The organism is Mesorhizobium sp. B2-2-4 (assembly GCF_006442375.1).
GTDB lineage: Bacteria > Pseudomonadota > Alphaproteobacteria > Rhizobiales > Rhizobiaceae > Mesorhizobium.
In genome coordinates this window covers 65,428-80,472 of sequence record NZ_VFWB01000009.1, presented here as the reverse complement: position 1 = coordinate 80,472, position 15,045 = coordinate 65,428, and the positions used below count along the sequence as shown (strand labels likewise).

The 15,045-nt window shown below is 62.4% G+C and carries 15 protein-coding genes; 13 read left to right on the top strand and 2 right to left on the bottom strand.

The genetic code is table 11. From position 1 onward, the window contains the following. From FJ959_RS22855 to FJ959_RS22795, 13 genes are all read left to right on the top strand, one after another. Complete coding sequence (locus tag FJ959_RS22855) at positions 1-414, top strand: cupin domain-containing protein (RefSeq protein WP_140632215.1); 414 nt, start codon at positions 1-3, stop codon at positions 412-414. Positions 415-427: 13 nt separating this feature from the next. After that, positions 428-883: a carboxymuconolactone decarboxylase family protein gene (locus FJ959_RS22850; protein WP_140498278.1), complete on the top strand. Its 456-nt coding sequence runs from the start codon at positions 428-430 to the stop codon at positions 881-883. A gap of 338 nt (positions 884-1,221) precedes the next feature. After that, positions 1,222-1,569 carry a non-heme iron oxygenase ferredoxin subunit gene (locus FJ959_RS22845; protein ID WP_181165314.1) on the top strand — a complete coding sequence of 116 codons (348 nt, stop codon included), beginning with the start codon at positions 1,222-1,224 and terminating at the stop codon, positions 1,567-1,569. A gap of 52 nt (positions 1,570-1,621) precedes the next feature. Next, entirely contained in the window at positions 1,622-2,920 is a 1,299-nt protein-coding gene (locus tag FJ959_RS22840) for a sugar ABC transporter substrate-binding protein (RefSeq protein ID WP_140632212.1), read from the top strand. A 76-nt stretch (positions 2,921-2,996) separates the two neighbouring features. Further along, positions 2,997-3,995, top strand: a complete 999-nt coding sequence (locus FJ959_RS22835) for an ABC transporter permease (RefSeq protein WP_140632209.1) — start codon at positions 2,997-2,999, stop codon at positions 3,993-3,995. After that, positions 3,992-5,020, top strand: coding sequence for an ABC transporter permease (locus FJ959_RS22830; RefSeq protein ID WP_140632206.1), 1,029 nt, complete (start codon positions 3,992-3,994; stop codon positions 5,018-5,020). The genes FJ959_RS22835 and FJ959_RS22830 overlap by 4 nt, the downstream gene beginning before the upstream one ends. 16 nt (positions 5,021-5,036) lie before the next feature. Next, complete coding sequence (locus tag FJ959_RS22825; RefSeq protein WP_140581066.1) at positions 5,037-6,587, top strand: FGGY family carbohydrate kinase; 1,551 nt, start codon at positions 5,037-5,039, stop codon at positions 6,585-6,587. 5 nt (positions 6,588-6,592) lie between these two features. Further along, positions 6,593-8,080 carry a sugar ABC transporter ATP-binding protein gene (locus tag FJ959_RS22820; protein WP_181170011.1) on the top strand — a complete coding sequence of 496 codons (1,488 nt, stop codon included), beginning with the start codon at positions 6,593-6,595 and terminating at the stop codon, positions 8,078-8,080. 97 nt (positions 8,081-8,177) lie between these two features. Continuing rightward, entirely contained in the window at positions 8,178-9,179 is a 1,002-nt protein-coding gene (locus FJ959_RS22815; protein ID WP_140581060.1) for a fatty acid desaturase, read from the top strand. Positions 9,180-9,185: 6 nt separating this feature from the next. Then, positions 9,186-10,436, top strand: coding sequence for an FAD-dependent oxidoreductase (locus FJ959_RS22810; RefSeq protein ID WP_140581057.1), 1,251 nt, complete (start codon positions 9,186-9,188; stop codon positions 10,434-10,436). Beyond that, positions 10,436-11,542 carry a zinc-binding dehydrogenase gene (locus tag FJ959_RS22805; RefSeq protein WP_181165318.1) on the top strand — a complete coding sequence of 369 codons (1,107 nt, stop codon included), beginning with the start codon at positions 10,436-10,438 and terminating at the stop codon, positions 11,540-11,542. The genes FJ959_RS22810 and FJ959_RS22805 overlap by 1 nt, the downstream gene beginning before the upstream one ends. 5 nt (positions 11,543-11,547) lie before the next feature. Continuing rightward, complete coding sequence (locus tag FJ959_RS22800; protein ID WP_140632201.1) at positions 11,548-12,387, top strand: alpha/beta hydrolase; 840 nt, start codon at positions 11,548-11,550, stop codon at positions 12,385-12,387. Next, positions 12,374-13,258 carry a LysR substrate-binding domain-containing protein gene (locus FJ959_RS22795; RefSeq protein WP_140632198.1) on the top strand — a complete coding sequence of 295 codons (885 nt, stop codon included), beginning with the start codon at positions 12,374-12,376 and terminating at the stop codon, positions 13,256-13,258. The genes FJ959_RS22800 and FJ959_RS22795 overlap by 14 nt, the downstream gene beginning before the upstream one ends. 299 nt (positions 13,259-13,557) lie before the next feature. On the opposite strand, the gene FJ959_RS22790 is transcribed toward FJ959_RS22795, so the two are convergent. Further along, positions 13,558-14,163: an NADPH-dependent F420 reductase gene (locus FJ959_RS22790; protein ID WP_281405879.1), complete on the bottom strand. Its 606-nt coding sequence runs from the start codon at positions 14,161-14,163 to the stop codon at positions 13,558-13,560. Between the two features lie 83 nt (positions 14,164-14,246). Then, entirely contained in the window at positions 14,247-14,981 is a 735-nt protein-coding gene (locus FJ959_RS22785; RefSeq protein ID WP_140560464.1) for an SDR family oxidoreductase, read from the bottom strand. Positions 14,982-15,045 lie beyond the last annotated feature (64 nt).

Genomic DNA, 15,045 nt, shown 5'->3' with positions numbered 1-15,045 from the left:
ATGCGAATTCGTGCCATTTTCACCGCCGCCTGCGCCGCGATTGCCATCGTCGGGCCGGCCTGGGCGCAGGACGACCAATCGGAGACGGTCACGCCGAAGTTCGAGCAGGTGATCCCGAACATCCCCGGCAAATCGATGGCCGTGGTCGAGGTCGATTATGCGCCGGGCGCCGCTTCCCAGCCGCACCGGCATGCCAGGTCCGCCTTTATCTTCGCCTATGTCGTCTCGGGCGAGATCGAGTCCAAGGTGAACGATGGCGAGACCCGCATTTACAAAGCGGGCGAGAGTTGGTCGGAGCTGCCCAACGCAACCCATTCGGTTAGCCGCAACGCCAGCAAGACCAGGCCGGCGAAGCTGCTTGCGGTCTTCGTCGTCGATTCCGACGACAAGGCCCTCACTACTCCCCTCAATTGAACGGATCGGAACGATGGCCAAGAGGCTCGACTACAACCAGATCGCCCCGAGCGGCGCCAAGGCGCTCGGCACCGTCTACGGCTATGTTCTCCAGAGCGGCTTGCCTGCCGAACTGGTCGAGCTCGTCTATCTGCGGGTCTCCCAGATCAACAACTGCGCCTATTGCCTTGACATGCACACGCGTGACCTCGTCAAGAAGGGCGTGAAGATCGAGAAGATCGCGCTGGTGCAAGCCTGGCAGGAAGGCGGCAGCCTGTTCAGCGAGAGAGAGCGCGCCGCGCTTCGCTGGGCCGAGAGCGTGACCAATGTTGCACAGACCGGGGTTCCGGACGCCGCCTATGAAGCCGTGCGTGCCGTCTTCGATGAAAAGCAGCTCGTCGACCTGACGATCGCGATCAGCCTGATGAACAGCTACAACCGAATGGCCATCAGCTTTCGGAATACGCCCCAGGCCGTTCTCGAGAATTGATGGAGCAGAATAATGAATGGTAACGTGATTTCCAGGATCAAGATCCCCGACAGCAAATTGGCGCGTGAGGCATCGCAATGGACCGTGAGGGCCATTTCTGATCACCAGATTGGCGCTTGGCGCATCGTCTCGGGCACGACCGGTTCGAATTCTCCGATAGATCTCCGTGCCTGACATATCGCCGCGTCCGGCTGCCATGCAGCTGTATTTTCGGCGATTGCTTGCCTGTGGTCGATCACTCGGCATGGGGTTCATCGATATCTCTATTCCCACAATGAATTTGCGAGCGAAGGAAAGAGAACGAAAATAAACGAAACAAAACGGATATGGGGAGGCGCATGGACGCGCAGACTAATCCAGAAAGCAGGCAGTGGATCCAGGCGATCCGTGCCGACAGTCTTTCCGTCGACGATGCGACGCGCATCGAGCACCAGGGGGTATGTATCGCCATTTTTAATCTTGCCGGCAAGTTCTACGCCACTTCAGGCATTTGCACGCACGCCCACGCCTTCCTTTCGGAAGGCTATATCGACGGCCAGACGGTGGAGTGTCCTTTGCATCAGGGACTGTTCCACATCCCCACCGGCACACCGCTTTCACCGCCCGTCACCGAGCGGCTGAAGACCTACGAAACCAAGGTGTCGGACGGCTACGTCCACATCCTGGTGGAAGGAGGAGTGACTTGAACTTGTCGGGACATACCCCGGGCTGAAACCAAAATATGGGAGGAGACCTAAAATGCTGAAATTATCACGTCGCCATCTGCTGAAGACAGCCGCGGCGCTTTCCGTTCTCGCTGCTGCACCGCTGACGACAGTTCCGGCCTTCGCCGAAGACTCCGTCCACGCCGTTCTCAATGGCCTGATCAAGAAATACTCCGACGAAGCCAAGGCGGGCATATCGAATGCCGACGTCAGTGCGCTGTTCGAAAAGGACGGTTTCCGGGACTATCTCGACGTCTATCCGGTCGGGGACCTCGCCGGCGGATTCGTCTGGAAGCCGGGCATGGGCGCCAGCTTCGTCGGCCCTTACAGCAAGCTGCAGATCAAGGCGCCTTTCACGGATTATCTGCCGCTGCCTGAAGGTCTGGTGCTGGACGCCAGCAAGAAATATCGCATCGGCCTCGTCTTCCATGGCTTCAACCATCCCTGGCTGATCAGCCTCGCCGACACCGCCGCCTGGGAAGCCAAGCGCCATCCGAATATCGAACTGGAGGTGATCGACGCCGAGTTCGACGACAACAAGATGGGTCAGGTGATCGATACGTGGATCGCCAAGCAATATGATGGCATCGTGCTGTGGCCGAACCGTGAAGCGCCGATGGGCCCGCCCGTGGACCGTGCCATCGCCGCGGGCATTCCGGTCGTCAGCCTCGACCGCCGCACCTCGTCCGAGCAGATCAGCTCTGAGGTTCTGGGCAACTTCTATGCAAACGGTCTCCAGCAGGGCCTTTACCTCAAGCATGCTGCTCCGGACGGCAATATCATATTCAATCGCAAGGATCTCGGCAGCACCGCGGACTCGATCCGTACCGGTGCTTTCCTCGAAGCGATCGGCAACACGGCCGGCTACAAGGTGCTGGCCAACTACCACACCAACAGCCAGCGCACGCTGGCGTTCAAATCGACAGCGGATGCCCTCCAGGCCTTTAAGGACATCTCGGTGTCGTTCAACACCGGCGGCGAGGAGGCCATGGGTGCGCTCGACGCGATCCGCGAAGCCAACCGGCTGAACAGCGCGCCGGGCGGCAAGAAGATCATGATACTCGCCAACGACGACGCCCGCGAGGTGTTGAAGGAGATCAAGGCCGGCAATATCGACATGGTATCGCCCTACACGCCCTTGATCGGCGACATCGGCATCCGCGCCGTCGTCATGCACATCGGCGCCAAGGCGAGCCTCAACGAAGCGCCGCCCAAGCTTATCATGACGCCGAACCTGCCGATGATCACCAAGGAAAAGATGAACATCGAAGGTATCGAGACGCTGACGCCCGACGAATGGCCCTATGCATATGGCCCGGAGGTCTCGGGCTGATATCCGCTCCCAGGACGACCGCCGGCCCTCTCGCGGGAGGGGCGGCGGTTGCTGATCCAAGGCAGGCGAGTGCGTCATGACGATGAATACTCTTGAGACAAAAGTGGTCGAGCCCGCGTTGCCGGCACGGCCTTCCGATGCTTGTCGGCATCTGAGCATCGGAGCGATAAGCCGGGTGGCGGTGCTGGCAGCTCTCGTCATCCTCGGGCAGGTGATCGCGCCGTCCTTTCTTTCCCTTGCCAATATCCACGTGATCCTGCTGGCTGTGGCCGCGATCGGCATCATGGCCTATGGCATGACGCTGGTCGTCATTACCGGCGAGATCGACCTTTCCGTCGCCGGCGCGGCCATCCTCTCTTGTGTCGTGGGAGGGCTGCTGATTCCGACCGGATCGGCGGTGCTGGTCATCGGCGCTACGCTTCTCACCGGGCTGGTCGTCGGCTTGATGAACGGCGTGCTTGTCGCCGTCTTGGGCATTCCGTCGCTGATCGCTACGCTTGGCATGCTGGGGATAAGTCGCGCGCTCGCCAACATAGCGTCCGGCGGGCAGGCGCTCTATCCCGAAGCCATTAGTGCTTACCTCTGGTTTGGCCGTGGCAATATCGCCGGCATTCCGGTCCCGGTCGTGCTGCTTGTCGTTCTCGGCGTCGCCGCGATCGCGCTGACCAAGTATTCGATCTTCGGTCGCGAACTCTACGCCACCGGCGGGAACGTCAGGGCCGCCGCGCTGTCAGGCATCAATGTCGTAGGCGTACGCACCACTGTCTTCATCATCTCGGGCGCCTGTGCCGCGCTCGCCGGCATGCTGGAGAGCGCACGGCTGTCCTACATCAATCCTGCCGGGCTTGAAGGCATGGAGCTTTCGGTGCTGGCGGTGACGGTATTGGGCGGCGCGGCACTCGCCGGCGGTTCAGGTTCCATCGCGGGCACTTTGGTTGCCGCCCTCATCATCGGTATCGTCAACAACCTCCTCAACCAGTTTGGCGTCAGCATATACCTGCAGCAGGTGGTAACCGCGGCGGTCATCCTGGCGGTGGTCTTGCCCGGCATGCGGCAGCGGGGGATCGCGAAATGAGTGCCATTGAACTGTCCGGTCCGTCGTCGTCCCGTGCAGCCCCATTTCCGCAGGGTCTGCTCCGCGACCCGATCGTTTGGTTGATCGCTGTTATCTTCCTGGTCGGCGCGCTGACCTCCGAATACTATTTGACCGCGCTGAATCTCGAAAACCTGATGCGCAACGTGGCCGTCATCGGACTGCTGTCGCTCGGAATGACGGTGGTGCTGCTCACCGGCCGCATCGACCTCTCCGTGGCGGCGCTGATGATCTTTTCGATCATTGTCGGCGTGGTCGTGATGGCGGAGATCGGGCCGATGCTGGGCAGCCGCTGGTTGGTGCGCGGCAACACCTATGCGGGGCCGATCGTGCCGGTGATTCTGATCGCGCTTGCGACTGGCATCATCGCCGGCGCTATCAACGGCGTCGGCGTTGCCTACTTGAAGGTTACGTCCTTCATCATGACGCTGGTCTCGTTGACCGCGCTGCGCGGCTTCAACTACGTGCTCACCAACGGCCATCCCTATTACCTCAAGGCGCCATTCTATGGCTGGATCGGCGACAGCAAGATCCTCGGTATGCCGGTGAGCTTCCTGATCTTCCTCGCGGTGCTCTTGGCGCTCATCGCCTTCGTCAACGGAACTGTGCGCGGCGCTCGCCTCTACGCCATCGGCGGCAACGAGAAAGCGGCACTCTATGCCGGCATCAAGACGGATCGCTACGTACTGCTGGCCTACGTCATCAGCGGGCTCTGCGCCGCCATTGCCGGCGTCGTCTTTACGGCGCGGCTGAAGTCGGTCGACGCACCGCTTGCGGCAGGCTACGAACTGACGGCCATCGCCATCGCCGTCATCGGTGGAACAGCGCTTTCAGGGGGCGTCGGGTCGCCATGGCGCACGTTGCTCGGCAGCGTTGCCTTTGCCGCCGGCTTGAACCTGCTGGCGATCTGGGGCGTCGGCACCTGGTATCAGAACCTGGCGGTCGGCATCGCACTCATCGCATCGGTCGGCCTGTCGAAGATGAGCCGCAAGAAGACACATCCATAATGGGGAGAGGCATTTCATGGGCGGACATCTAACGCTCGGCATCGACATCGGCACGACCAACGTCAAGGCGGCGATCCTCGATACCAACACGGGAAAGGTGGTGGCGTTCGGCTCGCAGGAGCATCCGTTGTTCCATCCGTTCCCCGGATGGGCGGAACAGGAAGCCTCGAACTATTGGGGGGCGGTCGTATCAGCCGTCAGGCAGTGCCTGGAGCAGGGCCGGTTTTCCGACGACATCGCGGCGATCGCGCTGTCTGGCCTGGTCGGCGTCACGTTGCCGGTCAGCGATCAGGGCAAGCCGCTGCGTCCGGCGATGATATGGATGGATTCCCGCTCGGAAGAAGAATGCGAGGATATTCGCCGCAGCGTCGGCGAGGCGACCATCAACAAGAACAACGGTAACCGCGTCGCCCCATGGTTCATCGATCCCAAGGCGTTGTGGATCAAGAAACACGAGCCCCACATCTTCAACGCAACGCACAAGTTCCTGTCGCCATCCGGCTACTGCACCTACCGCATGTGCGGCAACTTCACGATGAACACCGGTGACGCCGGCCTGGCCTATGCGTACGAGTACCAGAAGGAGCGTTGGAACGAATCCATTGCTACGGCGATCGGCATCCCACTGGAGAAATTCCCACGCCTATACCAGTCTCACGAGGTGGTGGGCGAAGTCACCAGGCAGGCGGCGGAAGAGACCGGACTGCGCCCCGGCACCATCGTGGCGGCCGGCGGCACCGACATCAGCTCGGCGGCACTGGGCGTTGGTGTAACCAAGGCCGGCGAGGCCTATTATTCGATGGGCACTGGCTCGAACCTCGGCATCATGATCCCGACCGAGCAGGACGTCCACGAATATCGCATCTTGAAATGGCCGCACGTACTGCCCGGCCTGACCATGTTCGACGGGCCGATGGCCTTCACCGGCGCATCGCTGAAATGGTTTCGCGACCAGTTCGGGGATTCCGAGTTCCGGCTGGCCGAGCGCATGGGTCACAATGTCTTCGATCTTTTCACAGAGCAGGCCAAGCATGTGCCCGCCTGTTCCGACGGTCTGCTCTATTTGCCGTATCTCGGCAATACGCTGTCGCCGAACTGGAACAGCAGCGCCGCGGGTGTCTTCTTCGGCGTGCGCCCGACGACGACGCGCGCGCATTTCATTCGGTCGCTTATCGAAGGCGTTGCATTCGACCTGTACTCGAACGTGCGTATCGCCAATCAGGCCGGCGTGAATGTCGATGGGCTGATCCTGAACGGCGGCCCGACCAAGAGCCGTTTCTGGAACCAGATCACCGCCAGCGTCGTGAATCTGCCGCTCAAGGTGCCGGACATCGGCGAAGCAGCGCCCATCGGCGACGCCATCCTCGCGGGCGTTGCGGCTGGCATATACAAGTCGCCGATCGAGCCCCTCGAAAGCATCGTGCGTATCAAGGAGACAATCGACCCGGATCCGAAGCTGCACGAGCGCTACCAGGATTTCTTCGAGGTCTGGTCCTCGATTTATCAGAATTTGCGTGGCGACATGGATCGTCATCGCGCCCTGCTCAACCAATACCATTCGGGATGACAGCGATGGATACCCCGCTGCTCGAGGTCCAGTCGATCCGTAAAACGTTTCCCGGCGTGGTCGCGCTGGCCGACGTCACCTTCGACCTGAAGGCCGGGGAGGTGCATGCACTGGTTGGCGAGAACGGCGCGGGCAAGTCGACGCTGCTGTCGGTCATGAACGGCCTGATCGCGCCGGACAGCGGGGAGATCCGCATCGATGGCCAGCCGGTCGTGTTAAGCGATCCGACGGTCGCGTTGGCGAACCGACTGTCTCTGGTCCACCAGGAACTGGTGCTGTGCCCGAACCTCAGCGTCGCCCAGAACATCTTCCTCGGCCGCGAGCCCGCGGCCCGCCTCGGCCGCAACAACCGGGCGGCGCTCAACTGCATGGCGCGGGAACTCCTCGACGAAATCCATGTCAGCCTCGATCCCTCGCGTCCGGTCGGCGAACTCAGTCTGAACGAGCAGCAGATCGTCGAGATCTGCCGTGCGCTGGCAAGCCGGCCGAAAGTGCTGGTTTTCGATGAGCCGACCGCTTCGTTGAACGATGATCAGGTGGGTCACCTGCTTGCCGTCATCCGCAAGCTGAAGGCAAGTGGCCTCGGCATAGTCTATGTCTCGCATCGGCTCGGCGAGGTGCTGGACATAGCCGATCGCGTGACCGTGCTGCGCGACGGCCGTGTCGTTGGCACGCGCGACGTTGCCGACCTCGACGAGACGGCGCTCGTCTCTCTGATGGTTGGGCGCGAGCACAAGCCGGGCCAGAGCGCTTACAAGGAGCGCCGGCAAGGTTCCGTCGCCCTGGAGACCAAGGCGATCGGCAAGGCCGGGGTGTTTGACGACATATCCCTTGAGGTGCGTGCCGGCGAGGTCGTCGGCATCGCCGGCCTGCTTGGCTGCCAGCGTGAAGCCGTCGCGCGTGCGATCTTCGGCGCCTCATCGATCGACCGCGGGGAAATTCTTGTGCACGGCAAGAGCGTGGCGTTTCGCTCACCGCGCGATGCAATCGTTTCCGGCATCGCCTTCATGCCGGCCGACCGCAAGGGTGAGGGGCTGGTCCTGCCGATGAGCGTCGGCGACAATCTCGGGCTGACGGTCCTGCGCAGCTTTGGCCGCCGCAGCTTTCTCAAGCGCCGACGGAAAAATGCATCAGCCAATGACCTGGTGCGCAAGCTTGCTATCAAGGCCAGCGGCCTGTCGCAGCCCGCTTCCCAGCTCTCGGGCGGAAACCAGCAGAAGATCGTCATCGGCAAATGGATTGCGCGCGGCGGCGATATCGTAATCGCCGAAGATCCGACGCGGGGTGTCGATGTCGGCGCGAAATTCGAGATCTGGCGTGCGATCCAGGGCCTTGCCGATGAAGGCAAAGCGGTGCTGCTGCTCACCACGGAGCTGCAGGAAATGATGGACGCTTGCGACCGTATCCTGGTCATGAGCCGTGGTCGGATAACCGGGCATTTCCAGCGCAAGGAATTCTCGGCCGAGGCGATAGCTCATTGTTTCGTCGCCTGAACGCAGGATCGATAACGGTATGGAAACAATGAATTTTCTATTTCCCATCCGGGTCGGTAGGTCTCCTCGATAACGATTAATTTGAAGGAGGATCGGCATGCAGGGCGATAATTCTGCCAGCTATGCGGGCATCGGCGGCATCGGCAGCAAGATTTGGCCGCTGACGGGACCCGAGATCATTTCGCGTGACAAGCTGAAAAGGCTTCGCACGCGCACCAACGGACCGGGCCTTGTCCGGCTCGCGGTGCACATCAGCGCGTTGGTGCTTGGCGCTCTCGCCGTCTATCTGTCGTCAGGCACGCCATGGCTCCAGATACCGGCGATGTTCGTCTACGGCGTCGTTATCGTGCTGTTGTTTGCACCGCTGCACGAATGCTCGCACGGCACGGCCTTTCACTCGCGCTGGATCAATCACCTCATTGGCTTCGCCGTCGCCGCGTTCACCTTCCGGCCCTTTCTGTATTTCAAATACCGCCATGCCGCGCACCATACCTACACCCAGCACGAGGACCACGATCCCGATATCGTGCCGTTCCCCACCTCGCTGCGCGACTATTTCGGGCAGATACTCGGCCTGTCCTTCTGGCCCAAGCTCGCCGGTACCCTATGGCGTGGCTCGATCGGGCGCTTCACCGAAGAAGAGCGCGAATTCCTGCCGGAATCCGTCTGGAAGCAGGTGATGTTGGAGATCCGGCTGCTGGTCTTGGCTTACGTCGTCGTCGCTGTCTTCTCGATCTACTACGGAAGCACGATCGCGTTGGTCTACTGGCTGCTACCGCGCATCATGGGCGAACCGGTGCTGCGCGCCATACGCATGGCCGAGCATACCGGTGCGGAAGAAAGCCCTAACCTGCTCGCCAACACCCGCACCACCCTGGCGAATCCGGTCCTGCGGATGCTCTATTGGAACATGCCGTTCCACGCCGAGCACCACTTGGCCTCGTCCGTGCCGTTCCATGCGCTCGGCGACCTTCACAGTGAGGTTTCGCCGCATCTGCAATGCGTCAGCAAGGGATACATCCAGGTGCATCGCGAGATAATCCGCGAAGTGCTGAAGAACGATCGTCCCGGCGCCGCACCAGCCGGCCAGGAGGCTTGATCGGCCGTGGCTGGTTTGGGACGAACGGCCGGCGTGGTGATCGTCGGCGCAGGACATGGCGGCGGTCGTACCGCCGAGCGGCTGCGGCACGGTGGCTTCGTTGGCCCGATCGATGTGATCGGGATCGAACACGAGTTGCCATATGAGCGCCCGCCGCTATCGAAGAGCGTGCTGACCGCGGCCGAGGTTCCGGCGAACGCCTATCTTCTGCCGCCGGCTCGCTGGAGCGAGCTCGGTGTCAGGTTTCATCTCGGTGCCGAGGCGACCAGCATCGACCGGCAGGCCAAGGCGGTGATGCTGGCCGATGGCAGCGGGCTGTCGTACCGCAAGCTGGTGCTCGCGACCGGGCTCTCGCCGCGCCGCATCGAATCGCTGGAGCCGGTCGCGGACCGGGTCGCCTATCTCCGCTCGTTTCAGGACGCGCTCGACTTGCGCGACCGCATCCTGCCCGGCTCTTCGGTGGTGCTGGTGGGGGCAGGGCTCATCGGTTTGGAAGTCGCGGCGAGCGCAGTGAAGCGCGGTGCGACCGTGACGGTGCTGGAAACAGCGGATCGTCCGCTGAGCAGGCTGCTCCCGCCTTATATGTCGCAATGGCTGGCGGGCGTTCATCGGCAGGCGGGCGTCAGGATTCTCTGCGGCAGGCAGGTCGCTGCTTCCGAGCCGTTGGGTGGCAAGACATTGCTCCGACTGAACGATGGCACCCAGATCGAGGCCGACGTCGTGCTTGTCGGCATCGGTGGAACACCGAACGATCAGCTCGCCCGCGATGCCGGGCTCGACGTCGACAACGGCATCGTGGTCAACGAGTTCGGCCAGACCAGCGATCCCGATATCTTCGCCGCCGGGGACGTCGCCTCCCATGAGAATCGTCTGTTCGGTAGGCGCTGGAGGCTCGAATCCTGGAAGAACGCCGAAGACCAGGGCGGCATCGTCGCCGCACAGATCTGCGGCACCCCGGCGTCATATGACGAGGTGCCGTGGTTCTGGACCGACCAATACGACCTGAACATCCAGATTGCGGGAATACCAGGCGATCGGGAACCCGCCTATGAGCGCGGCAGGCCGGGCGACCGCACCTATCTCGCCTACTTTGCCGATGCGGAGCGTCTTGTCGGCGCTATCGGCGTCGCCTGCGGACGCGACATCCGCATCGCTCGCGAGACGATCAGGACCGGCGGCCGACTGAATCCTGCCGAACTCGCAGGGAAGGGGTTTGCGGCATTTGGCGCAGCTCAGCCTGAAAGGCTGGCATTGTGATCCGCTCTGTCGCCGCGATCTGTTTCGAGCCGAACAAGCCACTGGCCGTCGAAGAGGTCCAGGTGGCGCCGCCCGGCCATGGTGAAGCACTGGTCGAGATTGTCGCTTCCGGCCTTTGCCATACCGATCTGACCGCGCTGGAAGGCGTCAACGCGACCTGTGTCTATCCATTGATCCCGGGCCATGAGGGCGCGGGTCGCGTGCTCGAGGTGGGCGAGGGGGTTTACGACCTGAAACCCGGCGATCACGTTATCCCGCTCTACGGTCCCGAGTGCATGCATTGCCGGATGTGCCGCAGCGGCCGCACCAATCTCTGCTGGACGATCAAGCCGACGCGCGACAGAGGCGTGATGCCGAATGGCACGTCGCGTTTCGCATTCGAGACCCAGCCCGTGCATCATTTCATGGGAACATCGACACTGTCTCGTTATACGGTTGTCCCGGAGATCGCACTGGCCAAAATACGGCCGGATGCCCCGCTTGATAAAGTCTGCCTGTTCGGCTGTGGCGTCACTACCGGCGTGGGCGCCGCGCTGGCCGAAATTCGCGAAGACGACGCCGTCGCCGTTTTCGGCCTGGGCGGCATCGGCATCAATGTCGTGCAGGGTGCGCGGTTGGCGGGCGCCAAGACTATCATCGGCATTGATGTCACCGATCGCAAGAACGCGCTTGCCCGAGCCTACGGCATGACCGACTTCGTCAATGCCGGCCGCGAAGGCGCAAAGGTCGTGCAGGCGATCCGCGACTTGACGGACGGCGGCGTCGACGTGGCTTTCGAATGCACCGGCATTGTCCCGGTCATGCGCCAAGCTTTCGACTGCTGCCAGCCTGCCTGGGGTACGGCGGTGCTGCTCGGTGTCGAGCCTCCAGGTACGGAACTGGGCTTTCCGCCGGTCGGTGTCCGTTACGGGAGGAGCATCCGCGGCAGCTATTTCGGCGGCGTCAAGGGGCGCAGCGGGCTCGGCCGCCTGATCGACTTCTATATGGAGGGTCGGCTGGATCTGGACCGGCAGATCACCCACACGCTTGCGCTCGATGAGGTCAATCGCGGCTTCGACCTGATGCGGGCGGGAGAAACTGTTCGCAGTGTCGTCCACTTCGAGTGAGCGGCATGGGGCTTGCCAATGAAGCCGGCTACGTCTTCCGCGACCGTTATCCGGAGCGCGAGCATGTTTATCGCCGGTTCGACGAGGCGAGCGCCGCAGCGCGCGCTTCCTTTCCATGCCGCCGCGACGTGCCCTATGGCGCGCATCCTCGCCAGATCTTCGACTTGTTTCCAGGAAGTGACGGCGCGCCGCTGGTCGTCTTTGTTCACGGCGGCTATTGGCAGAGCCTCGACAAGGATCGCTATTCGTTCGTCGCGGCGGCGCTCGTGCCGCGTGGTTTCTCGGTGGCGCTGCTCAACTACCCGCTTGCGCCGGCTGCCGGCGTCGCGGAGATCGTCGAAAGCGTCCGCGGCTGCCTGCCAATGGTCCTGGAAGCGCTCCGGCCGCCGCCGCCGTTCTGGATCGCGACTGGCCATTCGGCGGGAGGGCATCTCGCCGCGATGCTGGCAATGACGAGCCACGCCGCGAATGTGGCGCTCGCGGCCTGTGCGCCGATCAGCGGCATCTTCGATCTCGAGCCTCTGGTGGAAACGTCGCTCAATGCGGCTCTGGAGCTGGATCAGGAGCGAGCCGCAAAACTCAGCCCGATACGCCGCCGGCCGATGGCTTGCCCGTTGACGGCCTTTGTCGGGGCCGCCGAAACATCGGACTTTGCGGGGCAGTCGCGACAGTTCGTCGAACATTGGCGTGCAGCCGGCCAGCATGCCGAACTGGTTTCGCTGCGGGACAAAAACCACTACACGGTCCTATGCGATCTGCTGGAGGAGCGGTCGGAAATAGCCGAAGGGATCATGCGGTTGGCGCAAGCGTTCCGCAGGGAGGAGAAACGGGTTGAGTGGCTCTAACAAGCTGCATTTCGTCAATTTCAGCCAGCTGCGTTCATTTTATGCGGTGGGACGCGAACTGAGTTTCACCAAGGCGGCCGATCTGCTGTGTGTCGGTCAGCCGACGGTGACGACGCAAGTGAAGGCGCTGGAGGAAACATACGACGTTCAGCTTTTCCTGCGTTCGCCGCGCGGCCTCAAGCTCACCGACGCAGGCGAAGCGCTGCTTATCGTTGCCCGCCAGATCTTCTCGCTGGAGGAGCAGGCGGTCGGCATTCTGCAGGCCGAGGGCAACCAGATATCGGGCAAGCTGCGCGTCGGCACCGTTGGCCCGTTCTTTGTCATGGAACTGCTCAGTGCCTTCCACGCGAAATACCCGCTGATGCAGGTCTTCCTCGAGAGCGGTAATTCCGATGTCATCTATAACAAATTGCTGAACTACGAGGTCGACGTCGCCATCATCGGCCGCGACTATGATGATCCGCGTCTCGATCTTGTCCAACTCGGCAGCCATGAAGTGATCATCTTCGTGCATCGCGACCACCCCTGGGGCGGGCGCCAGCAGATCGAGTTGGAGGAACTGGACGGGCAGCGCCTGATCTTCCGCGAACCGGGCTCGATGACACGGCGCGCACTGGAAGAGGTACTCGATAGGAATCGCGTGCGGCCCAATGTGGTGATGGAAATTCCACGCGACGGCGTTCGTGAAGCTGTCGCCGCCGGCCTTGGCGCCGGTATTGTTTCCAGGACCGAGTACCTTCCGGACGATCGTTTGACGGCGCTTTCGATCTCGGATCACAAGCCGTTCACGCAATCCTTCGCGGCGTGTCTGAAGGTTCGCCAAACGCTACGTCCGATAGGGGCTTTCATGCAACTGGTCAGGGATCATTAGACTGACCGCGGTACTTCCGCCCTTTTAGGGCGTTGCCCAGCAACCAAGTGCCTTTTCGCGCCGCCGCATGGCATTGCTGCCGGCGCAATCGGTCAGTCCGCAGCCCAAAGCTCTACGACCAATTGCGGCCGCCGCATGGCGCACGCTTGGCCGCTCCCCGCTCTTCGAACGGCGCCCATACGCCGTCAATCCCACGCCAGCCTTCGCGACCTTGTGGTCTTCAAATATTCGGTCGCGCGCTGCTCGAAGAAGTTAGCGCGCGACCAGTTCTCGGCGTTGATCACGCGGTCGTAGATTGACTACTGCTCCTTCTTGAACAAATCCTGGAAGATGAGGTGGCCCCAAGTGCGGCCGCGTGCGTGCACCAGCGCGCCACCCTCGTCGAGTTTTCCCAGCTTGACGGGTGCGAACCCGAGTTGTTTGGCCAAGGCCGCCACGGGAGCGGTCGTGTCCTCGTCGTCGCTCGACAGGAAAACCACGCGGTGGCCGCCCTCGACGATCGGATCGGCAGCCAGGGTGGCCGCAGCCAGGTGATTGAACCCTTTGACGAGCTTGGCGCCGGTGAACGCCTTCGCGACGAAGGCCGAGGACGGGAGACCGTCCAGCTCTTCGGGGAGAACTCCAAAAGTGTTCATCGCGTCGATGACCGTCTTGCCTTCCCAGTTTGGCAGGGCCTTCGCGACCTCGCGATGCTCCCAGAACGGGACCGCCAAGATGATTGTGTCGGCCTCGAGCGCATCCCGCAGCGACTTGGCGATGACCGTGGGTCCAATCGCCCGAGCCTGCGACGCCAATGCCTCGGGCGGCCGGCGGCTCGCGACGGCCACCTTGATGTTCTTACGGGCGAAGGCCTGGGCGAGGGCCTGGCCTATCTTGCCGAATCCTACAATTGCATAGCTCATAATACTTCTCCGATCCGTGTTGATGTCGATTCCCGGCCCTCAACGGCGCTGGTTAGTTGAATGGAGTGCCGGCCGGGCGTGGCGCGTCAGAGTTGCGCAAGGCCACCGTCGACGGCGACCTCGCTGGCGGTCATGAAGCTGCTGTCCGACGACGCGAGAAAGGCGGCGACGGCGCCGATCTCCGCCGGATCGGCCATTCGCTGGAGCGGCGTCATCGCGGCGAAGACCTTCTGGCCCTCCTCGCCCAGCGCTTCCTTCGCGAGTTCGGTGGCGGTCGCCCCGGGCGATAGCACGTTGACCCGGATGCCGGTGCCCTTCAGGTCCTCTGCCCAGGTCCGCGCGAGGTTGCGCACTGCCGCCTTGCTCGCGCTGTAGGCGCTCATTGCCGCGGCGCCCGTGGTGCCGGCGCTCGATCCGGTCAGGATTATCGAACCGCCCTGGCCCATCAGCGGCAGCGCCTTCTGGACAGTGAAGATCGTACCCTTCACATTGGTGTCGAAGGTTTGGTCGATGTGCTCGGCGGTGATCTCGCCGAGCGCAAGCTGGCTTCCCGCCCCGGCATTGGCGAAGACGATGTCGAGGGTTCCGCGCTCGGCCTTCACCGTCGCGTAGAGTCGGTTGAGGTCGGCCTCATCCGAGACCGAGCCCGTCACCGCGCGGGCATTGGGCCCGAGCTCGGCCAGAGCCGCGTCGAGCGTTTCCTGCCGGCGGCCGAAGATGAAGACGAAGGCGCCCTCCTCGATGAAGCGCTTTGCCGCGGCGCGGCCGATGCCGGTAGCGCCGCCGGTGATGACTGCAACCTTCCCGTTTAGCTTTCCCATGACTTTTCCTTCCAGGCTCTGCCTTTGATCGTTCGGGAAGAACCCCGAGAGCCTGGAAATAAGT

Excerpts from the sequence above, each read along its gene's own strand:
- FJ959_RS22855 (WP_140632215.1), top strand. The coding sequence starts at position 1 with ATGCGAATTCGTGCCATTTTCACCGCCGCCTGCGCCGCGATTGCCATC.
- FJ959_RS22850 (WP_140498278.1), top strand. The coding sequence starts at position 428 with ATGGCCAAGAGGCTCGACTACAACCAGATCGCCCCGAGCGGCGCCAAG.
- FJ959_RS22845 (WP_181165314.1), top strand. The coding sequence starts at position 1,222 with ATGGACGCGCAGACTAATCCAGAAAGCAGGCAGTGGATCCAGGCGATC.
- FJ959_RS22840 (WP_140632212.1), top strand. The coding sequence starts at position 1,622 with ATGCTGAAATTATCACGTCGCCATCTGCTGAAGACAGCCGCGGCGCTT.
- FJ959_RS22835 (WP_140632209.1), top strand. The coding sequence starts at position 2,997 with ATGACGATGAATACTCTTGAGACAAAAGTGGTCGAGCCCGCGTTGCCG.
- FJ959_RS22830 (WP_140632206.1), top strand. The coding sequence starts at position 3,992 with ATGAGTGCCATTGAACTGTCCGGTCCGTCGTCGTCCCGTGCAGCCCCA.
- FJ959_RS22825 (WP_140581066.1), top strand. The coding sequence starts at position 5,037 with ATGGGCGGACATCTAACGCTCGGCATCGACATCGGCACGACCAACGTC.
- FJ959_RS22820 (WP_181170011.1), top strand. The coding sequence starts at position 6,593 with ATGGATACCCCGCTGCTCGAGGTCCAGTCGATCCGTAAAACGTTTCCC.
- FJ959_RS22815 (WP_140581060.1), top strand. The coding sequence starts at position 8,178 with ATGCAGGGCGATAATTCTGCCAGCTATGCGGGCATCGGCGGCATCGGC.
- FJ959_RS22800 (WP_140632201.1), top strand. The coding sequence starts at position 11,548 with ATGGGGCTTGCCAATGAAGCCGGCTACGTCTTCCGCGACCGTTATCCG.
- FJ959_RS22785 (WP_140560464.1), bottom strand. The coding sequence starts at position 14,981 with ATGGGAAAGCTAAACGGGAAGGTTGCAGTCATCACCGGCGGCGCTACC.